Source organism: Bacteroides sp. AM54-2NS, assembly GCF_003602935.1.
Taxonomy (GTDB): Bacteria; Bacteroidota; Bacteroidia; order Bacteroidales; family Bacteroidaceae; genus Bacteroides; species Bacteroides xylanisolvens.
Genome location: NZ_QTMZ01000003.1, coordinates 95,692 through 115,055, shown reverse-complemented (window position 1 = coordinate 115,055; position 19,364 = coordinate 95,692). Strand labels below are relative to the sequence as shown.

Here is a 19,364-nt window from a genome sequence, read left to right as displayed (position 1 = left end):
TTATCTGATAGTTCTCCAATAATCAAGTATTAATGATTTATTATAGGTGTCAGATTCATTGTAATTGTGAGTTATAAATTCTTTAGGAATAATTATGCCAAAATATTCTTTGGGTAAGTATTCTGGTGTGATTACTTTGTTAAGAGTATAGTCTAATACAGTTTCATTTTCGAGATTGAATGCGTGTATAAGATAATGATCCGGCAAGAGTTCTTGATTAAATGGATAAAGGACAAAACCTTCTGCATAAGTGTGATTGTACTTATTTGTTAAATATTGGGAATTGCCGAAGCATCGATTTCTTTGGATATTTTCATCATATATTTGTTCAAACGTAAATGTCTTCTCTATGGATGTATAAACATTTGCATTTTCTAAAAACCATTCCATAAATTTATCTTCTTCTCCTGGAGCGAAATTGTGCATTTCTTTATCCCATGGGTCTTTATACAGGTTTATTTCTATTTTTTTGTTGCTGTCTATTTTTGTCATAATATTATTTTTTGAACATATCCCCTTTGCCGGTCATTAACCACTCTGCAGAAATTTTGAAATCCTTAATTAGGCCCAACAACCAGGAAACTTGAAAGAAGCCTAAAGAATGATTCTTTGACTGCGCATCGAAATTGCGACGATCAATGTTGTATAGCCTACAGTAAGTAGCCTTTCCACGTATCTGTTTGGCTGATACGAGGAAATCTATTGTCTGGAAGAATCTTGCAATTATAGACAAGGTTTCTTCTGTATATGCTCTTGGTTTACTCATCTTCCTTTTTATTTTCTTCCTCTTTGGGCTTGTTATCTACTTGTAGTACGCTCTTTGCGTTAAGTGGAGAAATGACCGAACGGCCGAGTTGGCTTTCTAATTGTTCCCGGGCGACTTGTGCAACTTTTCCTCCTTCATGTGCCACTTGTGCATTTTCAGTAAATCCAGATGGGCTTTTCTCCTTCGATAAATCAGTTGTAGCAGTTTCGGCAAGCATGTTAAGAATAAGTTCGGTATTCGTCATGTTATCGCGAAGATTTTCTTTTGTTAATCCCTTGAACTTCTTATATCCTTTCGCCGATTTTCCGGCCCATGTTTGATAAATGATATCTGTTAGAGCGGCAAACTGAACACCTTCCTGCATTCCGTTTCTTCTCCATTCGTCTGTGAGTTCCTTGCGTACCTCAATACTCTTCAAGCGTTGGTTTATCCAATTATCGGAGTAACCTAATGCTTTATATTCCATCATGGCACGATCAATCGTTAGCTCCGGGTCCTGCATCTCGTCCAGACGTTCTTTTGCAACTTGTGCTATCCAGAGTTTGAACGGCTCCGCTTTGGGAGAGGGAACAGATTGGATGAGACGAAAAAGCTGTTTTGTAGTAGCAACATCGGTTTTTCTCATCTTGCCATCTGGAGCAGGCATTTTCAACTGTACGATTGAATCGTACAGTTGGCTACCTTCCTTTGAAAGTTTTATTTTTAGATCGCTCCAATATCTTCTCGGATTGGTAGTGTCTGTTAGGGCTTCGATAACATCAATCACGGAAAAGTACCATTCTTCCGTTTTATCGTCCCAAACAGTACGAATCTTCTTATCTTCGAATATTTTGATAGCGTCCTTTTTAGTCATAATACACTATTTGTTTGATGAGGTTGATTCTCTTTTTTTTTCGAGTTCTTTTTTTTCCTCCTTATCGAAGAACTCCCCACAAATAGGGCATACATATTCTCCTGTTTTTGATTGAAAGTTATCAATGTACTCTACTAATAGTTCTCTGGGATGATCGCATGGGCTATTTCCCCATCGCTTGCGAAGCTTAGCAGCTTCTGATACTGAAATTGTTGTTGCCATATTGTTTCTATTTATAAAAGTTCATATCTTATATACTGTAAATCATTTTTTAGACTTTCTAAGGCTGTTGTATTCTCATTGGATATAAGAGCCTTGTCGATAGCCTTGCTTATCTCTGAAATACCGTTATCGAGTTCTGTATCATTTATAGTTCCTGTTGCTGCATATTGAGTAAAGGAACTTTTAATTAAGTCTATGGTGAATCGGTTATAATCCATAAGCTATTTTTCTAATTTGGAGAACTCTTTTGACCCTAACATTAAGTTTCCCCATTTGTACATGCCTATTCCTATAGTTTTTTTTGTTCCATCTTTTAGGGTATATTCCATTATATAAGGGTCTCCAGTTGTTCCGATGGTATAAGTGAATTTGTAATAGGTATCCATAGATCCTGCTTTGTCTATGAGTTGGTAGGAACCATTTGTTTCATCATTAAACTTGTAATAATAATACTTTGCTCCATCTTGTCTGCCCCATAGGCCTACTATTTCAGTAGGGGTTGTTGGCTTGAAATCAAGCTCAACTTCTTTATCTTCATCTTTACTACATCCTGTAAATAGTAAAGTTGTAAAGAAAATGAATAGCACATGTTTCATAATCATTAGTATTTTGGTGTTTTATATGTTATTTCTCCAATCCTGACCCACTTGCATCGGCACATTCGGCAGCACTTTCCATGCGGGCAGCCGTTTTTTTCCTTTCTTGAAGCATGTCTATTAGTTCTCCATTTTGTCTGATGAGTTCTGCGTTCATCTCGTCGTGTCGCTTTCGCTCGTCAATCATAGCCTGAACGAATTCATAAGGTACAGGATGTTTGTAGATGTTTATATCTACATTTTCTTTTTTGCCTGTTATTATGTAATCTATATCAAAGTCCGGATAAGCACATGCTATTTTATTCAATGTGTCTCTGCTTGTGTTGTCTGTGTATTGCGCAATACTACCATTGGGAAAGCCTATTGCCTTTTCAAAGGCTCTAACAGACATTCCTTTATTTTTAATATACTCTATAACTCTGTCGCGCAATGCGCTATCACTCTTTTTAGGCATAAAAAAATAAATTGTAGATAAAAATATCTAAGTTTTCTTTGATATATAGATAAATGTATCTATATTTGTCCCGTTGTAAGTTTTATAACGAGACAAAAATAGTTCAAAATTGAGTGATTGACAAATAAATAGGAGGTAAAATGGAAAATATGACATTGCCAGATTTGAAGGGTGCTGATATTTCAGTGATTGTTGCTGAAACCATAGCATCCGGATGCCAAAGGGATTTCCGAGGCATTTATGATTCTCTTCCGGAACGAAGAGTTGTAAAGGCTCCAAAGAGTGCCTTTGTGGACCGTATTGCTGCAATAACTATGAAGCATCCGAATACAGTCCGGTGTTGGTTGTCCGGTACACAAAAACCGGATGCGCTTTCTCGCGCTATGATTGAGAAAGAATTAGGTATACCTGCATCAGAATTGTTTCCGGAGGACTAAAAATGCGACCGATTGAATTCTATACGACACCAGGGGGAGAGGTTACCATCAAAGAGATAGGAATGCCTGAACGCCAGTTGAAAGAATCCGATATTGAGTTTATTCAACGATTCTTGGAGGTTTTAGAGGAATTCTATCCAGAAGCATACGAAGCGTTACGGAAAATCTATGCCAGATATGAAGGGAACAGATACTACCGTGATTTCTTGGCTGTACGGAGATTTATCAAATGTAACTTTGGTCTGTACGATAACGAAGTTGATATAGATGAAAATTGGAATTTCCATTTTGAATTTGTCGGCTGTCCTTTACGGGGAGAATGTGACGGATTTAAGAAGATTTGCCAACCAAAGTTCAATAGCAAGCTATCTGACCGGCAGACTGAAATAATGCGCTTGTGTTATGAAGGACTTTCTGATGATGATATTGCTTCCAGAATGTTTCTCTCTTCCCATACTATCAACAATCATCGTCGTAACAGCTTCCGCAAACTTGGAGTTCATTCGATGGCAGAGTTCAACAGATACGCAGCCGAAAAAGGACTATTTAAACAGACGGCTCTTTAACGCAACATTGATTCATTTAACGCAACACTGATTATGGCTAAAAAAGAAGTAGAAGAAAGAGAACTTACCGGAGGTGAAACTGCCACAGCGATAATAATTATGCTATTGGCTCTCTGGGTGCTTGGGAATGCCACCGAAGTGTGCAGGATAGTAATTGCATTTGTGATGATGATAGGGGATTTGGTTTTGATATATCAGGCGAAATACTCTGTAAAGAAAGGAGGATAATATGGTAGACCAACAGTATTTAATAAAAAATCTTTTGGCGGGGGTGGCCGAACTTGGTGCTGCTAATATGCTAGAGTTATTGCATCCTAAAATGGATTTGATAACTCAACGTGAAGCCTATAAGTTCTTCGAAGAACGAGATACCAGGTATGGAGAGAGCTTTACCCACGGTGAAGCATGGGTTAAAAAGATGGTGAAAGAAAAAAGACTTCATCCCCAACGCAAGGGGAAATCGGATAATTCACCGCTCATGTATTCCAAGAAGGAGATGATCGCAGTTTACAATGCTGAATATGCAGCTATACATGGAATATTTGATGGTACACAATTATAGTTGAACGATAAGTAAATAATTCGAATAAATACAGGTATGAGTAAAACTAATTTAAACATTCTTAGAGATAAGGCGTATAAAACAGCTTGTGAACATCGTGTTCACGAATTGGAGCTAAGTAACAAGCATTTTCTTTGCCTTGTGATTTCTAAACTGATGGAAACTGTGGAAGCTGATAGGGGTAGTTTTCTGAATAAACGTGCTAATGTTGATTGGTTCAAAAAGAGGATTGAAACTAGCCGCATTTGTCAAGGGTTAGACCCTTATATTTCAAAAGAACGTGGGTTCGAAGTCGCATATAATGAAACGATTAAAGGCTCTATAGAGGAAAAGCTAACTGATGCTGTTATTCGTTTGCTTGACTTGGCTGGACTTCGGAATATAAACCTTGAATCTGCAATGCAGGACATTAATTCTGAATCTATAGATGATTCTGTTGACTCTTGTGCTAGTGAAACATTCACGGAAACCATATATGCAATATCTACACTTCCCGAAAGATATGAGGATTTATTTGATTTTCCTACTACTATTAATGATATGATATTTTCACTCTTTGGTTTTGCCAAACACCTTAATTTCGATCTGTTTTGGCACATTGAACAGAAGATGCAATATAACGATTATCGTGAAAAGATGCACGGAAAGAAATACTAATTGAATGTGCATGAGGAATGTGGGGGTGCCTGCCCTGCCTTAATAGATCGGCTTCAACCGGCGTCATGCACATTTTTAATAAATAAATACTATGATAAGGACAAAAGTAAAACTTCATTTAAAAGACGAAGGTGGAGACGTAGACACCATTACAACGTGGATTAATCTCCCGGAGCAACAGGCCCACGATCATTATATCGGTAAACGGCTTAATTTGGGGACGGTTGCAGATCGTATGATGAAATGTTTCAAGGTTGAAACCTTGAACATACAGGATGTGAATACAAAAGGAACAATGAATGCTGTTCCGATTATTAAATAACTCTTTAAATGTAACATTATGAGTACAGAAGAAACTAAGAAAAAGGCTCCCTATAATTTGAGGGAAAAGAGAGTGAAAAATGCAGCCTATCGTACATTGATACGTCCGGCATTGGCAGATGAGTTGTACAACAAGATTTTGAATATCATCGTTGTACAGAAGAAGTACAAGGATGCTGACTATTCGGCGAAAGATTTGGCGAAAGAGCTTAAAACGAATACTCGTTACCTTTCCGCAGTAGTGAACTCACGTTTCGGAATGAATTACTGTTCCCTGGTTAATGAATACAGGATTAAAGATGCTTTGCATTTATTGACGGATAAGCGTTATGCCGACAAAAACGTGGAAGAGATTAGCGACATGGTCGGTTTTGCAAATCGCCAATCTTTTTATGCGGCTTTTTTCAAGAACGTAGGCATCACGCCCAGGAAGTATCGTATGACACATCAATAATGTATTAACGCAACAAGATTATGGCAGACATTAGAATAGTGAGAATGATACTCACAAATTTTAAGGGCATACGCTCTATAGAAGTGAATTTCGACCCGGAAGTTACTAATATTTTTGGTGACAACGCTACTGGTAAAAGTACGATGATGGACGCTTTTTTATGGACTTTGTTCGGAAAAGACAGCCAGAACAGAGCGGACTTCAACATTAAGACGCTTGATGCTAATGGTAAGGCTCTTCCTAAATTGGAACATGAAGTTGTCGTAGTCCTTTCTGTTGATGGCGTAGAAACCGTTTTCCGCCGCTGTTACAAAGAGAACTGGGTGAAGAAGCGCGGAACTGCAAAGGAAGTAATGGACGGACATAGTGTTGATTACTTCGTAGATGATGTTCCATACGGAAAACGTGAATATGATGCAAAGGTTTCTGCAATTTGTCCGGAACAACTTTTCCGGCAGATCACCAATCCGGCCTATTTTCCTTCTTTGAGAATGCAGGAACAGAGAAAAATGTTATTTGAAATTGTCGGTGGTGACATTACTAACACAGATGTATTTGATGAGTTAATAACAATAGGAAACAAGGATTTATATACTCCACTTATCAATGCTTTGAATTCAGGCAAAACGCTAGATGAGTATAAAAAACAGGTTGTTTCCCAGAAAAACAGAATTAAGGGAGAGGTAGCAGACATCCCCGGTCGCATTGAGGAAAACAATCGGAATATGCCAGAGGAAGAAGATTGGGTAGCTTTGTCTTCCGATATAGAAACCAAGGAAAATCAAATAAAAGAATATGATTCTTTGATTGCTGACAAGTCAAAAGCTGACGAAGAAGAAGCAGCCCGCAGGCGTGTTGTTCGCAGACAGATTGATGATAGGTATGAATGTATAGAAGGGCTCAAACGGAAGGTCAAAAAGGACTCCAATGTCGAACATGATAAGTGGTATTCTGACTTGTCGGCAAAAGAAAGCTCTATTTCTAATATGAATACGGATATTCGCTATTTGGAAAACAAGCTATTAACGCTAAATAACTCTTTGACGGAATACCAATCGCAAAGAAACAAATTACTCGAAGAATATAGTACTATCTGTTCTAAACAGTTTGTTGCTGATAATTCCCATCTTGTTTGCCCGACTTGTAATAGAGCATTTGAGGGAGAGGATTATAATAACAAATTACAGGAAATGCAAGATGCTTTTCAAACCAATAAATCTAATCGTTTGAATGACAATATCAAGAAAGGGACTGCACTCAAAACTAAGATTGAGGATTTACAAAAACAGGTTCACGACATTGAACTGGCTATCAAAGAAAAAAAGAATCTGTTATCTACTTTGGAGGGAGAGAAACAGCAGTTGCAGAATTCAGAGCCGAAAGCAGTAGATGTAATTGTGCTCATAGAGAAAAATGCAGAATATATCTCTTTGAAAAAAGAAATAGAAGCATTAGAATCCTCTCTAAAGACCGAATATACTCCTGCCGATGTATCAGAATACACCGATGCTAAAAAGTCTCTTCAATCGGATATATATGCCCTCAAAGAAAGATTATCCAAAAAGGAACAGATTGAACGTACGCAACAGCGTATTAATGAGCTGCAGTCACAACTAAGTACCATGCAGCAGCAGGTTGCAGATTTCGAGCAGATCGAAGCCACAATACTTGACTTTATGAAGTCAAAAGTAGCTTTGGTTGATAAACGAATCAATTCTGCTTTTTCCTATGTTCAATTTCGGATGTTCGATACGCAGGTAGATGGCACAGAATTCGATACCTGTGAATGCATGGTGGACGGTACGCCCTATTCTGATCTGAATACGGCCGCAAAGATGAACGCCGGTATTGACATCATCAATGCTATCTGCCGGGCAAAAGGTGTGACAGCTCCTATTTGGTTAGATAATCGGGAGAGCGTTTGTAACCTTATCTCTTGTAAGTCACAAATTATAAACCTCTTTGTAGAGAGAGGTGCTAAATTAACTATTCAATAATCATTTAACGTAACAGATTATGGCAGAAACAACTCAAGGTCAGACAGGAAATGTGTTTGACAACAAAAACGGAGCCCAACCGGCTCCTGCACAACAACCGCAACAAAACCTTTCGATTGTTCAGAAAGATGTGGTTGATACTGTATTGTCTAAAATTAAAGACTTTGAAGAAGCAGGAGAGCTCAAACTTCCGGCTAACTATTCAGCGGCAAATGCGTTGAAATCGGCATGGCTTATTCTTCAAGAAACGAAGGACCGGAATGATAAACCTGCATTAGTGGTATGTACGAAAGAAAGTGTTGCAAATGCTTTGCTTGACATGGTCGTTCAAGGGCTTTCTCCGATGAAAAAGCAGTGCTACTTTATTGTATATGGTAGCAAACTTACTTTGCAACGTAGCTACCTTGGAACGCTTGCCATCGCCAAACGTGTGGGCGGTGTTAAAACTGCCATTGCCAATTGCGTATATGAAGGGGATGAATTTATATTCTCTGTTGATACGCAAACCGGGCTTAAAAAGATTATCAAACATGAGCAGACTTTGGAAGGTTTGGATGCAAACAAGGTTAAAGGGGCTTATGCTATTCTCACGACCGAGGACGGACGGAGTATTGTTGAGATTATGAATTTCACCCAGATAAAACAGGCGTGGATGCAGGGAGCTACGAAAGGCGGTTCTCCGGCACATAAAAATTTCGGTGACGAAATGGCAAAGAAAACCGTGATCGGGCGTGCTTGCAAAATTCTTATTGGTATGTCTGATGATTCAGCTCTATTTGATGAACCGGATGAAACAGAAACTGATATTGCTGCCGGACAGCGTGCGGTCCAAATAGAAGGGGCTGCTAATAAAAAGCGTTTAGGTGATATTGAGGACGCCAAATTTGAGGAAGTGAAGCCTACTGCTCCTACACCTGCCACTACCCAGCAACCGAAAGTAACAAACGATGCCCCTCTTCCATATTAATTCAATTATGGCGAAGAAAGTAGATAACGAAAAAGGATTTCTGGTAATAGAGGTCTTGGGAGCGGAACTGTCTGCTAAAGCCGGAGGATATGGTATCTGTGACTATTGTAATACCCCTGCAGAAAAGGGGTATTATATAGCCGTTCTAAACCAATGGTATTGTCCTAAGTGCTATGATGAATTCTGTAAACGCGCAAAGTATTACCAGGAAGATACCGGAACGGAGAAGAGGAACTATGAGTTCTATTCTAAACTACTTGGAGTATGAAATACAGATATGTAAGGTGCGGTAAAATTACCGATTTCAATGAGCTGTTTGATTTGTCTGCAAGAAAGCAACCGGTAATTTGGGTTACTGGTTTAGTGCCTAACGAAGTTGTGAGGCCTGCTGCTTTCTTCTTACAATGGCCCCTTGCGAAACTGAAATGTACCCAACTCTATAAAGTTAAGAAGGTCGAAAATGAAACTAAAAGTATTAGGAAGCAATAGTCTCGGTAATTGCTACATCCTTGAAAATAAGGATGAAGCTCTGATAATAGAAGCAGGAATAAAGCTGTCGAAGGTAAAAGCTGCGATGAACTACAACATCAAGAAAATAGTCGGTTGTCTGGTAAGTCATGAGCACGGGGACCATGCAGGATTTTACACAGAGTATCTAAAGATAGGATTTCCGATAATTTCACCGGAAGCTGTCTATAAAAGCAAGGGATTCTCCGTTATGCCTCCGTTCGCGAAGATCGCAGAGCCTGACCGTGGTTATAGAGTAGGGAATTTCAAAGTGATTCCTTTTGAAGTACAACATGACGTTCCAGCCTTTGGTTATCAGGTAGATCATCCGGATATGGGAAGGCTTGTTTTTCTTACTGATACTTTCTATTGTGATTATACTTTTGATAATGTGAATCATTGGCTTGTAGAAGCGAATTATGCGGATGATATTCTTGATCGTAATATATCAGATGGACGTATACCGATATCCATGCGTCCCCGATTGCTTAAATCGCACATGGAGATTGAGACTACTAAAGGGCTGCTATCAGAAAATGATTTATCACAGACACAGAACATTGTACTCATTCATTTGAGTGACGGCAATTCGAATGAGAAGAGCTTCGTGGATGAGGTTATCTGTTTGACGGGTAAGCCGGTGTTTGCAGCTAACAAAGGATTGGTTATAAATGTCAGTCGAGTACCTTACTAATTGTCTGCAAAGATTATGAAAAGCGTACCTGATTACATAGTAAAAGACCTGCTCCGGCTACTTCCTGTCCTTATTGAGAATGTTAATTTGGAAAGTAAAAGTACCCGGGTACAAAATGCAGTGAGATTAGTGAAAAATATAATAAAGAAACTATCTAAAATTGAATGATTATGGCAAAAGAAACAATTCGCCGATATACTTTACATACAGAAAAAGGTGGTTGGCTGGGTGAAGTTATTCTTACTGATAAGAAAGAGTTTTATTCTCTTACTGATTGGGGAAACTTTAATTTCTCTTGGTCCACACCTATTGAAATTAGAGTATTCATATTGAGTATTGATGTCGATTACTTTGGAAGAAAAATGTATCAAGGTGTCGCTTATCAGTGCAGTAATAAGGATATGAGAGGATATTGCGAGAGATTTGCAGCTAAGATATTACCTGCTCTTAAAGAAGCTATTAAACAAGAATTAAAGGAGGAAAAGTATGATGCATACCTGGTTTGAGTGTAAAATCCGTTACGAGAAAGTAATGGAGAATGGAATGCAGAAAAAGGTTACAGAACCTTATCTGGTCGATGCGCTTAGCTTTACAGAAGCTGAAGCACGAATTATCGAAGAAATGACGCCCTTCATCTCCGGTGAATTTACCGTTTCTGATATAAAGCGTGCTAATTACAGCGAGATATTTACAAGTGAAGAAGAAGCTGCAGACCGCTGGTTCAAGTGTAAACTCATCTTTGTTACTTTGGACGACAAAAGTGGCGCTGAAAAAAAGACTTCCACTCAAGTATTGGTACAAGCTGCAGACTTGCGCGATGCCGTGAAGAAGTTGGACGAAGGTATGAAGGGAACAATGGCAGATTATCAGATCGGAATGGTATCCGAAACACCTATCATGGACGTTTACCCTTATACAGAAACTAATATAGAGGAGCAGATTGGTACAAATGCCAATTCTCCGGTAGTAAGCACCTTCTTAAAATCATTGCCCGAAGGTTGTCGTACTTCCATCACGGTTGCCGGGAAGCCTGTTATAATAGATAAGACTGGGGCTGAAACGAGGGTTATACCGGACGAAGAACAGCGAGAGTAGTAACTACAAATCTATTGATAAATGGGGAGAAAGAATAAAATCGGACTTGAATATTTCCCTTTTGACATTGATTTTTTTTCGGATTTAAAGATTAGGAAATTAATCAAATACCAAGGTGGCAAAGCTGTTACTGTATATGCTCTCCTGCTATGTATTATCTATAAACAAGGGTACTACATGAGGTGGGATAAAGAGTTGCCCTTCATCATTTCGGAACAAACGGGGTATGAAGAGGTGTATATTCAGGAGGTGATTAAAAGCTGCTTAGTAATCGGGTTATTTTCTAATGAACTTTTTGAAAAAGAGAAGATCATAACTTCAAAAGGAATACAGGAACGGTATCAGTATATCTGCAATTTATCAAAGCGGAAATGTGTAATATCAGAGTTTATCCTTATTTCTTCCGAAGAAAAGCCTATTTCTTCCGAGGAAATACCCGTTTCTTCCGAGGAAATGCCTAAAAACTCCGAAAGAAGTGCACAAAGTAAAGGAAAGGAAAGTAAAGGAAATAATAATACTCCCCCTATAATCCCCAAAAGGGGAGAAGCGAGGGAGCCGATTATAAATATTAGTGATATTAAAGATTTGCTTTTGAAAGATGAATTATGGAAAGAAAATGCTTGCCGACAATCTGGATTGAGTACGGAGTTCTTTTTAATGATTCCCCGACAAATTGATAATTTCCTTTCATGGATACGATCTACGGGTGCAGAAAGCACAGTTCTTACACTTCCTGACGCTAAACGTCGCTTTATTTATTGGTGGAAATATACAGGTCTAAAAGAGTGGAAAGATGAAAAAGAACGAATATCCGGAAAAACGAATCGGACAGGTGATAGTAGAAGCGCAAGCGATGGGGCAAAGCCTGACTACAACGAAGTTTTTTGATTTTATGTCTGATTTCTCGTATGCGCGGCATCTTGCATGTTTATGTGAAGCCGGTACGCAGATATTGGCTCGTGAGAATAAAACGTTTGTTGTAGATGAAAGTAACGAGCAGGTTATCCGTTTTCTGATTCACTACTTTAATCGATGTCGTTCTGCAGAGACTATCTATCCGGCAGATAAAGGCTATAAACTACATAAAAATATTGCTCTATGTGGTGATGTCGGTGCAGGAAAAACAGTTTTGATGCAGGCTTTTTCGGTGTATTTGCGGAGGATTAATAGCCCAATGCAGTTTCTGAATTTATCTGTCGGACAAATGGTGAACTATTACACGTTGCATAACAACTTGGATAAGTATACCTACAATGAGGATGATTCAAAGGCTTTTCAATATTCACCGATAAACATTTGCTTGAATGATATAGGTTTGGATTTGACAAACTTTTATGGCACAGGTACGAAGGATTTATGCAGTGAGTTTCTTTTCGCCCGGGCCGAGATATGGCAGTTTTATGATAAGTATTGCCACATGACGACAAACTTATCAGCTACACAGTTGAAAGAGTATTTTAAAGACGATTACAGTCGGATAAATGACAGGTTCAAATATTACAATTTGATTCATTTGTCCGGAGAATCAAGAAGATAACAATTAACGCAACTGATTATGACAAAGAATGATTTACCTAAAAGCTCACAAGAGCTTATTACCCGCTTTTTGCCCGATAGCGAGCAAGGGGGAGACGTCACACAAGTGGACGAGAAGCAATTTCAAGAGGCTTTAATGAATCTCCATCTTGCAATGATGGGGAAAACGGAAAAACAAGTTTATACTCCCGTTTTTTCTTTTTGCTCTGGCACTTTGAACTCGGAGCTTCCGATGATCTGTATTCCTTCTAACAAATACAAGGAGGTTCAAATCTGTTTGAAAGATGGCTGGAGTTATCCAATTGCTACAATCAAACTATCCAATACAAATCGTTTGATTGATGCTGAAAAAACGTATGAAGACACAGCGAAATTAGGCTACGAGATAACCAGACGCTGGAATGCTTTTATCCCGAAAGGAGGTGAAGAATGATTAGCCTGCTGTATGTCGATTTGTTCTGTGGAGCCGGAGGAACTTCGACGGGAGTAGAACTAGCCTGTGTAAGTGACGAACAGTGTGCGAAGGTAGTTGCATGTGTGAACCATGATAAAAATGCCATAGCGAGCCACGCAGCTAACCACCCGGACGCATTGCACTTCACCGAGGATATCCGAACGCTTGAACTTTCTTCTTTAGTTGCACATGTGAACCGAATGAAGCAGATATACCCAGAAGCTCATGTGGTATTGTGGGCGTCGTTAGAGTGTACGAACTTTAGCAAGGCAAAAGGAGGGCTACCCAGAGATGCGGACAGCCGGACATTGGCTGAACACTTGTTCCGCTATATTGAAGCTCTGAATCCTTCGTATATACAGATTGAAAATGTGGAAGAATTCATGTCTTGGGGAGATATGGATGCTAACGGTAAACCTATATCCAAAGATAAAGGACGTTTGTACGAACGTTGGAAACGTAATGTAAAGAGTTACGGATATGAGTTTGAACATAAAATACTTAATGCTGCCGATTATGGTGCATTTACTTCCAGACGTAGGTTCTTCGGGCAATTTGCAGCAAAAGGTCTTCCGATTACATGGCCGGAACCTTCCCATTGCAAAGATGGAAAAATAGATATGTTTTGTAATCTGGAAAAATGGCGTCCGGTGAAAGATGTTCTGGACTTGCAGGATGAGGGTGAATCCATCTTTAACCGTAAAAAGCCGTTAGCAGACAAAACGCTTGAACGTATATTTGCCGGGCTCGTGAAATTTGTTGCAGGAGGAAAGGATTCGTTTATGATAAAATGGAATTCGATGAGCCGTAACGGTGGGTATAATGCTCCTGGTATTGATGAACCTTGTCCGGTGGTTAGTTGCCAAAATAGGTTAGGAATAGCCAACGTTCATTTTTTAAGCAAGTATTATAGTGGGGACCCATATAGCAAAAATATTCCGGTTTCTGGTCCTGCTCATACTATCAAGTGCAAAGATAACCACGCACTTGTAACATCCGATTTTCTTGCCGCATATTACAGCAATGGTGATAACACAAGTTCCGTTAATAGTCCATGCCCGACGGTATCAACGAAAGACCGGTTTAACTACGTTCAGCCTCAATTTCTTTGTTCCTACAATTTTAATGATGCAGGTAAGGATATCAATGCTCCAAGTCCTACAATTTTAACAAAAGACAGGCTTTCACTTATAGCACCTGTGTTTATAGATCAGCAGTATGGACAGAGTAAACCTGCATCCGCAAATCAACCTTTAGGATGTGTTACAGCTAATCCAAAATATGCACTTGTCACTCCTTGGTTGATGAACACGAATTTCAGCAACGTAGGAAGTAGTTTAGAGCAGCCTGCGCAGACTATCACAGCCAACCGGAAGCATCACTATTTAATGAATCCACAATACCAAAGTGCAGGTAGTTCAATAGATAACCCTTGTTTCACACTGATTGCTAGAATGGATAAGACACCGCCTTACTTCATATCTACGAAACACGGCGTATATGCTTTCCATAACTATTATGGTTGGCTTTCAGAAGTAATACAGAAACGTCCGGTTTTCATTTTCAAAGATGTCGATTCGCTTTGCCCTCCGATATGGAAGATTATAAATTTCATGGTACTATATCAGATTGTCGATATAAAGATGCGGATGTTGAAGATTCCGGAACTGAAAAGAATTATGGGATTTCCAGAGGACTATGTTCTCATTGGTACACAAGCCGAGAAGAAAAAGTACATAGGAAATGCGGTTGAAGTGAATATGGCACGGGTTCTCTGCGAAGCTGTCAGCAGGAAACTACGAGAATTAAGAAAAGTGGCAGCTTAGTTTTATTCAAATTAGTAAGATATGAAAAACGTAGAACTGTTCAACGATCATTTCCAAAACTACAAAGTTTATGGAATCCCCAAAGCGCAGTTAATTATTGCCGACGTCCCCTACAATCTAGGAAATAATGCTTATGCCTCTAACCCTTCATGGTATGTGGATGGTGATAATAAGAATGGAGAAAGCGATAAGGCAGGCAAACAATTCTTTGATACCGATAAAAACTTTCGCCCTGCCGAGTTTATGCACTTCTGTTCCCAAATGCTTGTAAAGGAACCCAAAGAAAAAGGCAAAGCTCCTTGCATGATAATCTTTTGTGAATTTGAGGATCAGTTCCGGTATATTGAACTTGGTAAGAGATATGGGCTAAATAAATACATTAACCTTGTATTCAGAAAAGATTTTTCCGCACAAGTATTGAAAGCCAATATGAAGATAGTCGGCAACTGTGAATATGGATTGTTGCTTTACCGTGATAAGCTTCCCAAATTTAACAACGATGGTCGGATGATATTCAATTGCTTTGATTGGGTACGGGATAATGAAACGCCAAAAGTTCATGATACACAAAAGCCTGTTCCACTTCTTCGTAGGTTAATAGAAATCTTTACCGATAAAGGCGATGTCGTAATTGATCCATGTGCCGGCAGTGGTTCCACCTTATTAGCTGCCGTCCAGTTGGGACGCAGAGCATACGGATTTGAGATTAAAAAAAAGTTCTTTGCTGATGCGAATAAATTAGTATTGTCGCAAGTGCAACAAGCACTATTTCAATAATTCAAAATTAATCAGAAAGGAGCTAATATGCGTGAAGATATAATGTACATGATAACCTACCCAGATGGTACATTTGTGATGAATACTCAAAAATATTACCGAAGAGATTGCGTTAGGTGCTGGCTGGACGGAACTAATTTGACATGGAAACAGGTGTATAAGAAAGGCTTTCGCTGTAAAAAAGTGAAAGTAACATTTGAAATAATTGATTAATAACAGAATGAATATGAGCGAAATCGAATTTAGGATAGCAGAAATATTGGGACGCTCTGCGATTGAAAATGACATGGAAGTCCCTAAAGATGTTCAACAGTTGGCACAAGCTACAAGATATTTAGCAACGCAACTTAGAATACTATGCAAAGTAGAAATTGGTGATGAAAAAATGGCTGACGTCATATTGAAGCAAGCTATTGACATTTTGAAGTAAAACAATTAAGGTATGAATAAAATAAAGAACCGTAGGCTTGCGCTACGAGCCTATAAAATCAGAGTAAAGCAATACCCTTATAATAAACCTCTGATAGACCGAAAAAATCTTGCGTTTTTACGCAAAGAAAATGACGGGAACCGATGCGATTGTTTTGGGCATTGGCATAACTATTGGAACACAATGGCATTTTAATTAACGTATAACAAATTAGAAATGAGCAAATATTCATGGGAACTTGACTTCAAAACCTTCTCCGATAAAGCAAAAGCCATACATGCTCCTCAATATTGCGAAGATTATTACAGGCTTGGTAAACGACACCAGACAGGATGCCATTATTACTTATATGTGGATGAAAATTTAAACATTATCAACCCATATACTAAAAAGGATGCTGGGAAAAAAGTGCTTAAATCCTTTATAAGCACTTCATCTCGTGAAGATGTATTTCGACAAGCCTATAACTGGATTCTTGGTTATGCAGCAAAAAGTGAACTCTACGATGCCCTATTTTATGAACTCACATTTAGAGTGTATTATAAACCACACTCTAGGAAGTCTACTGAAGAGGTGAAATACCCTTTTGGGTTTCCTTACAATGGTGATAATAGATACTTCTTTGATAATATTAGAGACGAAGTAGGAAGTAACGGTACTGACATCGAATCAATAGAATTCGTAAGTCAAGAAATACATTATTAATTTAAAACTAATCAGAAATGAAGAAATATCTTTCAAAAATAGAGGTGCAAATATTGGAGATACTTAAAGTCTTTGGTGAATTATCTGCGAAAGATATAGCAGTATTGTCAGGTAATAGTAGTGTGGAAATTACTGTAGAATGCATTTATATGTATTCTGCTTGCCTTATAGGTAGAACTCATCCGGATAGACCGAAAGAAATATTATATAGCATAACAGAGATAGGGGAAGAGACTTTAACATTATAATAATTAAGGAATGAAGAAAAGAAATACAAAAAAAGGAGAGTTTGTCTGTCGTAGACAAAAGCCTTCTGATAAGTCTTTTTCTCTCAAAGAAAGCTATCGGCTTGCCTACTTTGAGGTAATGAATAGACCAGCATATATTATCCGTAAACGGAAGATTAACAATGTTATTTATGTTGGCAGGGATAAAAGGGAAGCCGATAGACTTCTCAAATTCTTTAATAAATAACCCTCAAAAAATAGAAGTATGAAACAGACATTAGAGAAAGCAGCAAAAGAATACGCTGATGGGCTATATGATCCTGATGATAGAGACGTTCTATACAAAGAGACGCAAAAAGATTTTGTGGCTGGTGCCAAATGGCAAGCCAATCAACCTTTGTCTCAAGAGCAGATCGATATCAAATTATCTGAATATATCAATAGTACCAAGTCAGAAGATAAGCTCAAAATAGGACAATTTAGCCTTATTACTATATCTAGCATGGCGATAGATGCTAATTCAGCAAAAACGACATTAAGCACCGAGTTTACTCATAAGGGAAAACGATACAAGGCAGAGATGTTGATAACCCAAAAGGAAGTTTAATTCTAATCAAATTAGTAATGAAGAAGATTGTAAAATGCGAAGTCGAACTTCCTGCCGGAGTTGAAAACGATGGAATGCTAGAAGACTTATTATCTACTAAAATCGAAGATGCTTTCGCTGAATCGTATGGTGTGAATGGAGATGATATTATTGCGTATAATGTCGAAGTGATAAATGAATAACAAATAAAGAAATGAAGGACATAGAATTGAAAATAGCTGAAATATTAGGGCGTGTTGCTCTTGATAATGATATGAAGATTCCTGATGATATTCAGCGATTAGCGAGAGCTACAAGGTATTTGGCTATTCAGATTGAGAAAAATGCTAAAGGTGTGGATATGTCGCAGGATATTATGAAATATACTGTAGCTATATTGGATAATACTATTGCGAAAGCTGTGCCGAAAGATACTAGAGTAGTGTCTGAAACGAGAAGAATTGACGCAACGTCAACGATAAGGTCAGATAAATAAAAAATAATTATGAGTAAAACGAAGATTATTATTCCCCACGAGGGAGTAAACGAAATTCCAAAAGGTTATAAACCTCTTATGACAAGCGAAGGAAAGTTAGTCGCCATTGTTCCGGAAGGGATGACAAAGAATGATGTGTACTGGATAAAGACTGAAAGGATTATTCCGGTTATAGATTGGGAACAACGACGTTATGAATTGGCGAAAGCTGCAATGCAAGGGTACTGTGCTAACTCGCTTGAATATGTAGTTAGTTCTGCCAATCATGAAAATATTGCCGAATGGTCTGTTTCAACTGCTGATGCAATGATTAAATTATTGAAAGAGATGATGGAATCAGTAAGCCAATTGATTGAATCAGTGAAGTCCGGTGGTAGACCTTCTTTTATCGGGGTTCTTTTAAGTGAATCCCAGATTGAAGAGTTGCGGCCTTATGTGGATGATGAGTACTATAACAATGTATTAAAATCCCGGCTGAAAAAAACTAATTAGCTATCTGTGGCTAGGACTTGTAAACATCTTGTATTCGTTTTCTAGCAACTTTTTTACACGTGGTTTATTGATGTATTGCGTTGTTTGCTTTCTAACTATTCCGTTCTGCAGAAAAATAATTGTTTTGTTTTGCTCTCGGACTATAAAGCTCAATGCTATAATCACAAAGATAAGTGCTAGGTAGCCCAAAGCGATTAAATACACTATTTCTCTGTTGAAATAGAAGAAGTTTTTTAAAGTTCTAAAGTTGCTCATGCTTGCTATGTTTTTAAAAGAACGTGCCCGAAAATAACTACGCCCTTCATAGAGGTGCGGCAAACAACCCAACAAGGAAGCATAGATACAACGGGCACGTATATTGTGATAATGCAATACACGAACACCGTCCATTCTATTTCCTTGTTTTGAAAATTGCCGCTTTCTATGAAGGAGAGACTGAACGTCAATCGATACTCTATTTGAGTATCGGTGCAAATTTAATAAAAAGATTACAAAAACTTATCATTATGGATGCAAAACAATTTTTCAAGAGAGTTTCTTACATGCGGAAACTTCAAAAGGAATACTTTCAAACTCGTTCTTCTACTGTTTTGCGGCAGTGTAAGCAGGTGGAGAAGGAGATAGACGATGAAATTGAGAGAGCGAATAAGATAGTTGCGGAGCAACAACAACCAAAGCTTTTTTGAT

The 19,364-nt window shown here is 38.3% G+C and carries 34 protein-coding genes; 27 read left to right on the top strand and 7 right to left on the bottom strand.

The window, feature by feature from the left end; genetic code table 11:
• The 7 genes from DXA05_RS02900 to DXA05_RS02870 are packed head-to-tail and all read right to left on the bottom strand — an operon-like array spanning position 1 to position 2,891.
• Complete coding sequence (locus DXA05_RS02900; RefSeq protein WP_128858774.1) at positions 1–492, bottom strand: hypothetical protein; 492 nt, start codon at positions 490–492, stop codon at positions 1–3.
• 4 nt (positions 493–496) lie between these two features.
• Entirely contained in the window at positions 497–766 is a 270-nt protein-coding gene (locus DXA05_RS02895) for a hypothetical protein (RefSeq protein WP_284515386.1), read from the bottom strand.
• A complete protein-coding gene (locus DXA05_RS02890; protein WP_128858773.1) occupies positions 759–1,619 on the bottom strand; it encodes a Bro-N domain-containing protein in 861 nt (286 codons plus the stop codon). The genes DXA05_RS02895 and DXA05_RS02890 overlap by 8 nt, the downstream gene beginning before the upstream one ends.
• 6 nt (positions 1,620–1,625) lie before the next feature.
• The gene (locus DXA05_RS02885) at positions 1,626–1,841 is read right to left on the bottom strand and encodes a hypothetical protein (protein WP_128858772.1); all 216 of its coding nucleotides are present in this window, start codon (positions 1,839–1,841) and stop codon (positions 1,626–1,628) included.
• An 11-nt stretch (positions 1,842–1,852) separates the two neighbouring features.
• The gene (locus DXA05_RS02880; protein WP_128858771.1) at positions 1,853–2,059 is read right to left on the bottom strand and encodes a hypothetical protein; all 207 of its coding nucleotides are present in this window, start codon (positions 2,057–2,059) and stop codon (positions 1,853–1,855) included.
• A 3-nt stretch (positions 2,060–2,062) separates the two neighbouring features.
• The gene (locus DXA05_RS02875; protein ID WP_128858770.1) at positions 2,063–2,437 is read right to left on the bottom strand and encodes a hypothetical protein; all 375 of its coding nucleotides are present in this window, start codon (positions 2,435–2,437) and stop codon (positions 2,063–2,065) included.
• Between the two features lie 28 nt (positions 2,438–2,465).
• Positions 2,466–2,891 (bottom strand): hypothetical protein, encoded by a 426-nt coding sequence (locus tag DXA05_RS02870; RefSeq protein ID WP_128858769.1) that lies wholly within the window; start codon positions 2,889–2,891, stop codon positions 2,466–2,468.
• A 140-nt stretch (positions 2,892–3,031) separates the two neighbouring features.
• Here DXA05_RS02870 and DXA05_RS02865 point away from each other — a divergent pair, with 140 nt between their 5' ends.
• The 27 genes from DXA05_RS02865 (at position 3,032) to DXA05_RS26945 (ending at position 19,363) form a co-directional block, all read left to right on the top strand.
• Positions 3,032–3,328: an XRE family transcriptional regulator gene (locus DXA05_RS02865; protein WP_284515385.1), complete on the top strand. Its 297-nt coding sequence runs from the start codon at positions 3,032–3,034 to the stop codon at positions 3,326–3,328.
• Positions 3,329–3,330: 2 nt separating this feature from the next.
• Positions 3,331–3,894 carry a helix-turn-helix transcriptional regulator gene (locus DXA05_RS02860; protein WP_128858768.1) on the top strand — a complete coding sequence of 188 codons (564 nt, stop codon included), beginning with the start codon at positions 3,331–3,333 and terminating at the stop codon, positions 3,892–3,894.
• Between the two features lie 33 nt (positions 3,895–3,927).
• Entirely contained in the window at positions 3,928–4,122 is a 195-nt protein-coding gene (locus DXA05_RS02855) for a hypothetical protein (protein ID WP_128858767.1), read from the top strand.
• 1 nt (position 4,123) lies between these two features.
• Entirely contained in the window at positions 4,124–4,456 is a 333-nt protein-coding gene (locus tag DXA05_RS02850; RefSeq protein ID WP_128858766.1) for a hypothetical protein, read from the top strand.
• Positions 4,457–4,492: 36 nt separating this feature from the next.
• The gene (locus DXA05_RS02845; protein ID WP_128858765.1) at positions 4,493–5,113 is read left to right on the top strand and encodes a hypothetical protein; all 621 of its coding nucleotides are present in this window, start codon (positions 4,493–4,495) and stop codon (positions 5,111–5,113) included.
• A gap of 91 nt (positions 5,114–5,204) precedes the next feature.
• The gene (locus DXA05_RS02840; RefSeq protein WP_284515384.1) at positions 5,205–5,435 is read left to right on the top strand and encodes a hypothetical protein; all 231 of its coding nucleotides are present in this window, start codon (positions 5,205–5,207) and stop codon (positions 5,433–5,435) included.
• 18 nt (positions 5,436–5,453) lie between these two features.
• On the top strand, positions 5,454–5,888 hold the full coding sequence (locus tag DXA05_RS02835; RefSeq protein WP_128858764.1) for a helix-turn-helix domain-containing protein: 435 nt from the start codon (positions 5,454–5,456) through the stop codon (positions 5,886–5,888).
• Between the two features lie 20 nt (positions 5,889–5,908).
• The gene (locus DXA05_RS02830) at positions 5,909–7,885 is read left to right on the top strand and encodes an AAA family ATPase (RefSeq protein WP_128858763.1); all 1,977 of its coding nucleotides are present in this window, start codon (positions 5,909–5,911) and stop codon (positions 7,883–7,885) included.
• Positions 7,886–7,904: 19 nt separating this feature from the next.
• Positions 7,905–8,852, top strand: coding sequence for a RecT family recombinase (locus DXA05_RS02825; RefSeq protein ID WP_128858762.1), 948 nt, complete (start codon positions 7,905–7,907; stop codon positions 8,850–8,852).
• 7 nt (positions 8,853–8,859) lie between these two features.
• Positions 8,860–9,120, top strand: a complete 261-nt coding sequence (locus DXA05_RS02820) for a demethylase (RefSeq protein WP_128858761.1) — start codon at positions 8,860–8,862, stop codon at positions 9,118–9,120.
• Between the two features lie 192 nt (positions 9,121–9,312).
• Entirely contained in the window at positions 9,313–10,053 is a 741-nt protein-coding gene (locus DXA05_RS02815; RefSeq protein WP_128858760.1) for an MBL fold metallo-hydrolase, read from the top strand.
• Between the two features lie 170 nt (positions 10,054–10,223).
• Positions 10,224–10,559 (top strand): hypothetical protein, encoded by a 336-nt coding sequence (locus tag DXA05_RS02810; protein ID WP_128858759.1) that lies wholly within the window; start codon positions 10,224–10,226, stop codon positions 10,557–10,559.
• Complete coding sequence (locus DXA05_RS02805) at positions 10,540–11,148, top strand: DUF4494 domain-containing protein (protein ID WP_128858758.1); 609 nt, start codon at positions 10,540–10,542, stop codon at positions 11,146–11,148. The genes DXA05_RS02810 and DXA05_RS02805 overlap by 20 nt, the downstream gene beginning before the upstream one ends.
• 21 nt (positions 11,149–11,169) lie before the next feature.
• Complete coding sequence (locus DXA05_RS02800; RefSeq protein WP_128858757.1) at positions 11,170–12,036, top strand: DUF4373 domain-containing protein; 867 nt, start codon at positions 11,170–11,172, stop codon at positions 12,034–12,036.
• Positions 11,942–12,685, top strand: coding sequence for a hypothetical protein (locus DXA05_RS02795; RefSeq protein ID WP_284515383.1), 744 nt, complete (start codon positions 11,942–11,944; stop codon positions 12,683–12,685). The genes DXA05_RS02800 and DXA05_RS02795 overlap by 95 nt, the downstream gene beginning before the upstream one ends.
• An 18-nt stretch (positions 12,686–12,703) precedes the next feature.
• Positions 12,704–13,117, top strand: a complete 414-nt coding sequence (locus tag DXA05_RS02790) for a hypothetical protein (RefSeq protein ID WP_122136365.1) — start codon at positions 12,704–12,706, stop codon at positions 13,115–13,117.
• Positions 13,114–14,964: a DNA cytosine methyltransferase gene (locus tag DXA05_RS02785; RefSeq protein WP_128858756.1), complete on the top strand. Its 1,851-nt coding sequence runs from the start codon at positions 13,114–13,116 to the stop codon at positions 14,962–14,964. The genes DXA05_RS02790 and DXA05_RS02785 overlap by 4 nt, the downstream gene beginning before the upstream one ends.
• A 21-nt stretch (positions 14,965–14,985) precedes the next feature.
• Positions 14,986–15,741, top strand: coding sequence for a site-specific DNA-methyltransferase (locus tag DXA05_RS02780; protein ID WP_122136363.1), 756 nt, complete (start codon positions 14,986–14,988; stop codon positions 15,739–15,741).
• A 226-nt stretch (positions 15,742–15,967) separates the two neighbouring features.
• Entirely contained in the window at positions 15,968–16,171 is a 204-nt protein-coding gene (locus DXA05_RS02770) for a hypothetical protein (RefSeq protein ID WP_128858755.1), read from the top strand.
• A gap of 216 nt (positions 16,172–16,387) precedes the next feature.
• The gene (locus tag DXA05_RS02765; RefSeq protein WP_128858754.1) at positions 16,388–16,876 is read left to right on the top strand and encodes a hypothetical protein; all 489 of its coding nucleotides are present in this window, start codon (positions 16,388–16,390) and stop codon (positions 16,874–16,876) included.
• Positions 16,877–16,893: 17 nt separating this feature from the next.
• A complete protein-coding gene (locus DXA05_RS02760) occupies positions 16,894–17,124 on the top strand; it encodes a hypothetical protein (protein ID WP_128858753.1) in 231 nt (76 codons plus the stop codon).
• Positions 17,125–17,134: 10 nt separating this feature from the next.
• Positions 17,135–17,350 carry a hypothetical protein gene (locus tag DXA05_RS02755; RefSeq protein WP_128858752.1) on the top strand — a complete coding sequence of 72 codons (216 nt, stop codon included), beginning with the start codon at positions 17,135–17,137 and terminating at the stop codon, positions 17,348–17,350.
• Between the two features lie 18 nt (positions 17,351–17,368).
• Positions 17,369–17,710, top strand: coding sequence for a hypothetical protein (locus tag DXA05_RS02750; protein WP_128858751.1), 342 nt, complete (start codon positions 17,369–17,371; stop codon positions 17,708–17,710).
• A 17-nt stretch (positions 17,711–17,727) separates the two neighbouring features.
• Positions 17,728–17,892: a hypothetical protein gene (locus tag DXA05_RS26395; RefSeq protein ID WP_158571553.1), complete on the top strand. Its 165-nt coding sequence runs from the start codon at positions 17,728–17,730 to the stop codon at positions 17,890–17,892.
• Between the two features lie 11 nt (positions 17,893–17,903).
• Positions 17,904–18,185: a hypothetical protein gene (locus tag DXA05_RS02745; protein ID WP_122136359.1), complete on the top strand. Its 282-nt coding sequence runs from the start codon at positions 17,904–17,906 to the stop codon at positions 18,183–18,185.
• 9 nt (positions 18,186–18,194) lie between these two features.
• Complete coding sequence (locus DXA05_RS02740; RefSeq protein WP_122136358.1) at positions 18,195–18,677, top strand: hypothetical protein; 483 nt, start codon at positions 18,195–18,197, stop codon at positions 18,675–18,677.
• A 278-nt stretch (positions 18,678–18,955) separates the two neighbouring features.
• Positions 18,956–19,363, top strand: a complete 408-nt coding sequence (locus DXA05_RS26945) for a hypothetical protein (protein ID WP_233527253.1) — start codon at positions 18,956–18,958, stop codon at positions 19,361–19,363.
• Position 19,364: the final 1 nt, after the last annotated feature.

What these genes read in the sequence shown, in the direction of transcription:
- DXA05_RS02900 (WP_128858774.1), bottom strand. Translation starts at nt 492, where the DNA reads ATGACAAAAATAGACAGCAACAAAAAAATAGAAATAAACCTGTATAAA.
- DXA05_RS02895 (WP_284515386.1), bottom strand. Translation starts at nt 766, where the DNA reads ATGAGTAAACCAAGAGCATATACAGAAGAAACCTTGTCTATAATTGCA.
- DXA05_RS02890 (WP_128858773.1), bottom strand. Translation starts at nt 1,619, where the DNA reads ATGACTAAAAAGGACGCTATCAAAATATTCGAAGATAAGAAGATTCGT.
- DXA05_RS02885 (WP_128858772.1), bottom strand. Translation starts at nt 1,841, where the DNA reads ATGGCAACAACAATTTCAGTATCAGAAGCTGCTAAGCTTCGCAAGCGA.
- DXA05_RS02880 (WP_128858771.1), bottom strand. Translation starts at nt 2,059, where the DNA reads ATGGATTATAACCGATTCACCATAGACTTAATTAAAAGTTCCTTTACT.
- DXA05_RS02875 (WP_128858770.1), bottom strand. Translation starts at nt 2,437, where the DNA reads ATGAAACATGTGCTATTCATTTTCTTTACAACTTTACTATTTACAGGA.
- DXA05_RS02870 (WP_128858769.1), bottom strand. Translation starts at nt 2,891, where the DNA reads ATGCCTAAAAAGAGTGATAGCGCATTGCGCGACAGAGTTATAGAGTAT.
- DXA05_RS02865 (WP_284515385.1), top strand. Translation starts at nt 3,032, where the DNA reads ATGGAAAATATGACATTGCCAGATTTGAAGGGTGCTGATATTTCAGTG.
- DXA05_RS02860 (WP_128858768.1), top strand. Translation starts at nt 3,331, where the DNA reads ATGCGACCGATTGAATTCTATACGACACCAGGGGGAGAGGTTACCATC.
- DXA05_RS02855 (WP_128858767.1), top strand. Translation starts at nt 3,928, where the DNA reads ATGGCTAAAAAAGAAGTAGAAGAAAGAGAACTTACCGGAGGTGAAACT.
- DXA05_RS02850 (WP_128858766.1), top strand. Translation starts at nt 4,124, where the DNA reads ATGGTAGACCAACAGTATTTAATAAAAAATCTTTTGGCGGGGGTGGCC.
- DXA05_RS02845 (WP_128858765.1), top strand. Translation starts at nt 4,493, where the DNA reads ATGAGTAAAACTAATTTAAACATTCTTAGAGATAAGGCGTATAAAACA.
- DXA05_RS02840 (WP_284515384.1), top strand. Translation starts at nt 5,205, where the DNA reads ATGATAAGGACAAAAGTAAAACTTCATTTAAAAGACGAAGGTGGAGAC.
- DXA05_RS02835 (WP_128858764.1), top strand. Translation starts at nt 5,454, where the DNA reads ATGAGTACAGAAGAAACTAAGAAAAAGGCTCCCTATAATTTGAGGGAA.
- DXA05_RS02830 (WP_128858763.1), top strand. Translation starts at nt 5,909, where the DNA reads ATGGCAGACATTAGAATAGTGAGAATGATACTCACAAATTTTAAGGGC.
- DXA05_RS02825 (WP_128858762.1), top strand. Translation starts at nt 7,905, where the DNA reads ATGGCAGAAACAACTCAAGGTCAGACAGGAAATGTGTTTGACAACAAA.
- DXA05_RS02820 (WP_128858761.1), top strand. Translation starts at nt 8,860, where the DNA reads ATGGCGAAGAAAGTAGATAACGAAAAAGGATTTCTGGTAATAGAGGTC.
- DXA05_RS02815 (WP_128858760.1), top strand. Translation starts at nt 9,313, where the DNA reads ATGAAACTAAAAGTATTAGGAAGCAATAGTCTCGGTAATTGCTACATC.
- DXA05_RS02810 (WP_128858759.1), top strand. Translation starts at nt 10,224, where the DNA reads ATGGCAAAAGAAACAATTCGCCGATATACTTTACATACAGAAAAAGGT.
- DXA05_RS02805 (WP_128858758.1), top strand. Translation starts at nt 10,540, where the DNA reads ATGATGCATACCTGGTTTGAGTGTAAAATCCGTTACGAGAAAGTAATG.
- DXA05_RS02800 (WP_128858757.1), top strand. Translation starts at nt 11,170, where the DNA reads ATGGGGAGAAAGAATAAAATCGGACTTGAATATTTCCCTTTTGACATT.
- DXA05_RS02795 (WP_284515383.1), top strand. Translation starts at nt 11,942, where the DNA reads ATGAAAAAGAACGAATATCCGGAAAAACGAATCGGACAGGTGATAGTA.
- DXA05_RS02790 (WP_122136365.1), top strand. Translation starts at nt 12,704, where the DNA reads ATGACAAAGAATGATTTACCTAAAAGCTCACAAGAGCTTATTACCCGC.
- DXA05_RS02785 (WP_128858756.1), top strand. Translation starts at nt 13,114, where the DNA reads ATGATTAGCCTGCTGTATGTCGATTTGTTCTGTGGAGCCGGAGGAACT.
- DXA05_RS02780 (WP_122136363.1), top strand. Translation starts at nt 14,986, where the DNA reads ATGAAAAACGTAGAACTGTTCAACGATCATTTCCAAAACTACAAAGTT.
- DXA05_RS02770 (WP_128858755.1), top strand. Translation starts at nt 15,968, where the DNA reads ATGAGCGAAATCGAATTTAGGATAGCAGAAATATTGGGACGCTCTGCG.
- DXA05_RS02765 (WP_128858754.1), top strand. Translation starts at nt 16,388, where the DNA reads ATGAGCAAATATTCATGGGAACTTGACTTCAAAACCTTCTCCGATAAA.
- DXA05_RS02760 (WP_128858753.1), top strand. Translation starts at nt 16,894, where the DNA reads ATGAAGAAATATCTTTCAAAAATAGAGGTGCAAATATTGGAGATACTT.
- DXA05_RS02755 (WP_128858752.1), top strand. Translation starts at nt 17,135, where the DNA reads ATGAAGAAAAGAAATACAAAAAAAGGAGAGTTTGTCTGTCGTAGACAA.
- DXA05_RS02750 (WP_128858751.1), top strand. Translation starts at nt 17,369, where the DNA reads ATGAAACAGACATTAGAGAAAGCAGCAAAAGAATACGCTGATGGGCTA.
- DXA05_RS26395 (WP_158571553.1), top strand. Translation starts at nt 17,728, where the DNA reads ATGAAGAAGATTGTAAAATGCGAAGTCGAACTTCCTGCCGGAGTTGAA.
- DXA05_RS02745 (WP_122136359.1), top strand. Translation starts at nt 17,904, where the DNA reads ATGAAGGACATAGAATTGAAAATAGCTGAAATATTAGGGCGTGTTGCT.
- DXA05_RS02740 (WP_122136358.1), top strand. Translation starts at nt 18,195, where the DNA reads ATGAGTAAAACGAAGATTATTATTCCCCACGAGGGAGTAAACGAAATT.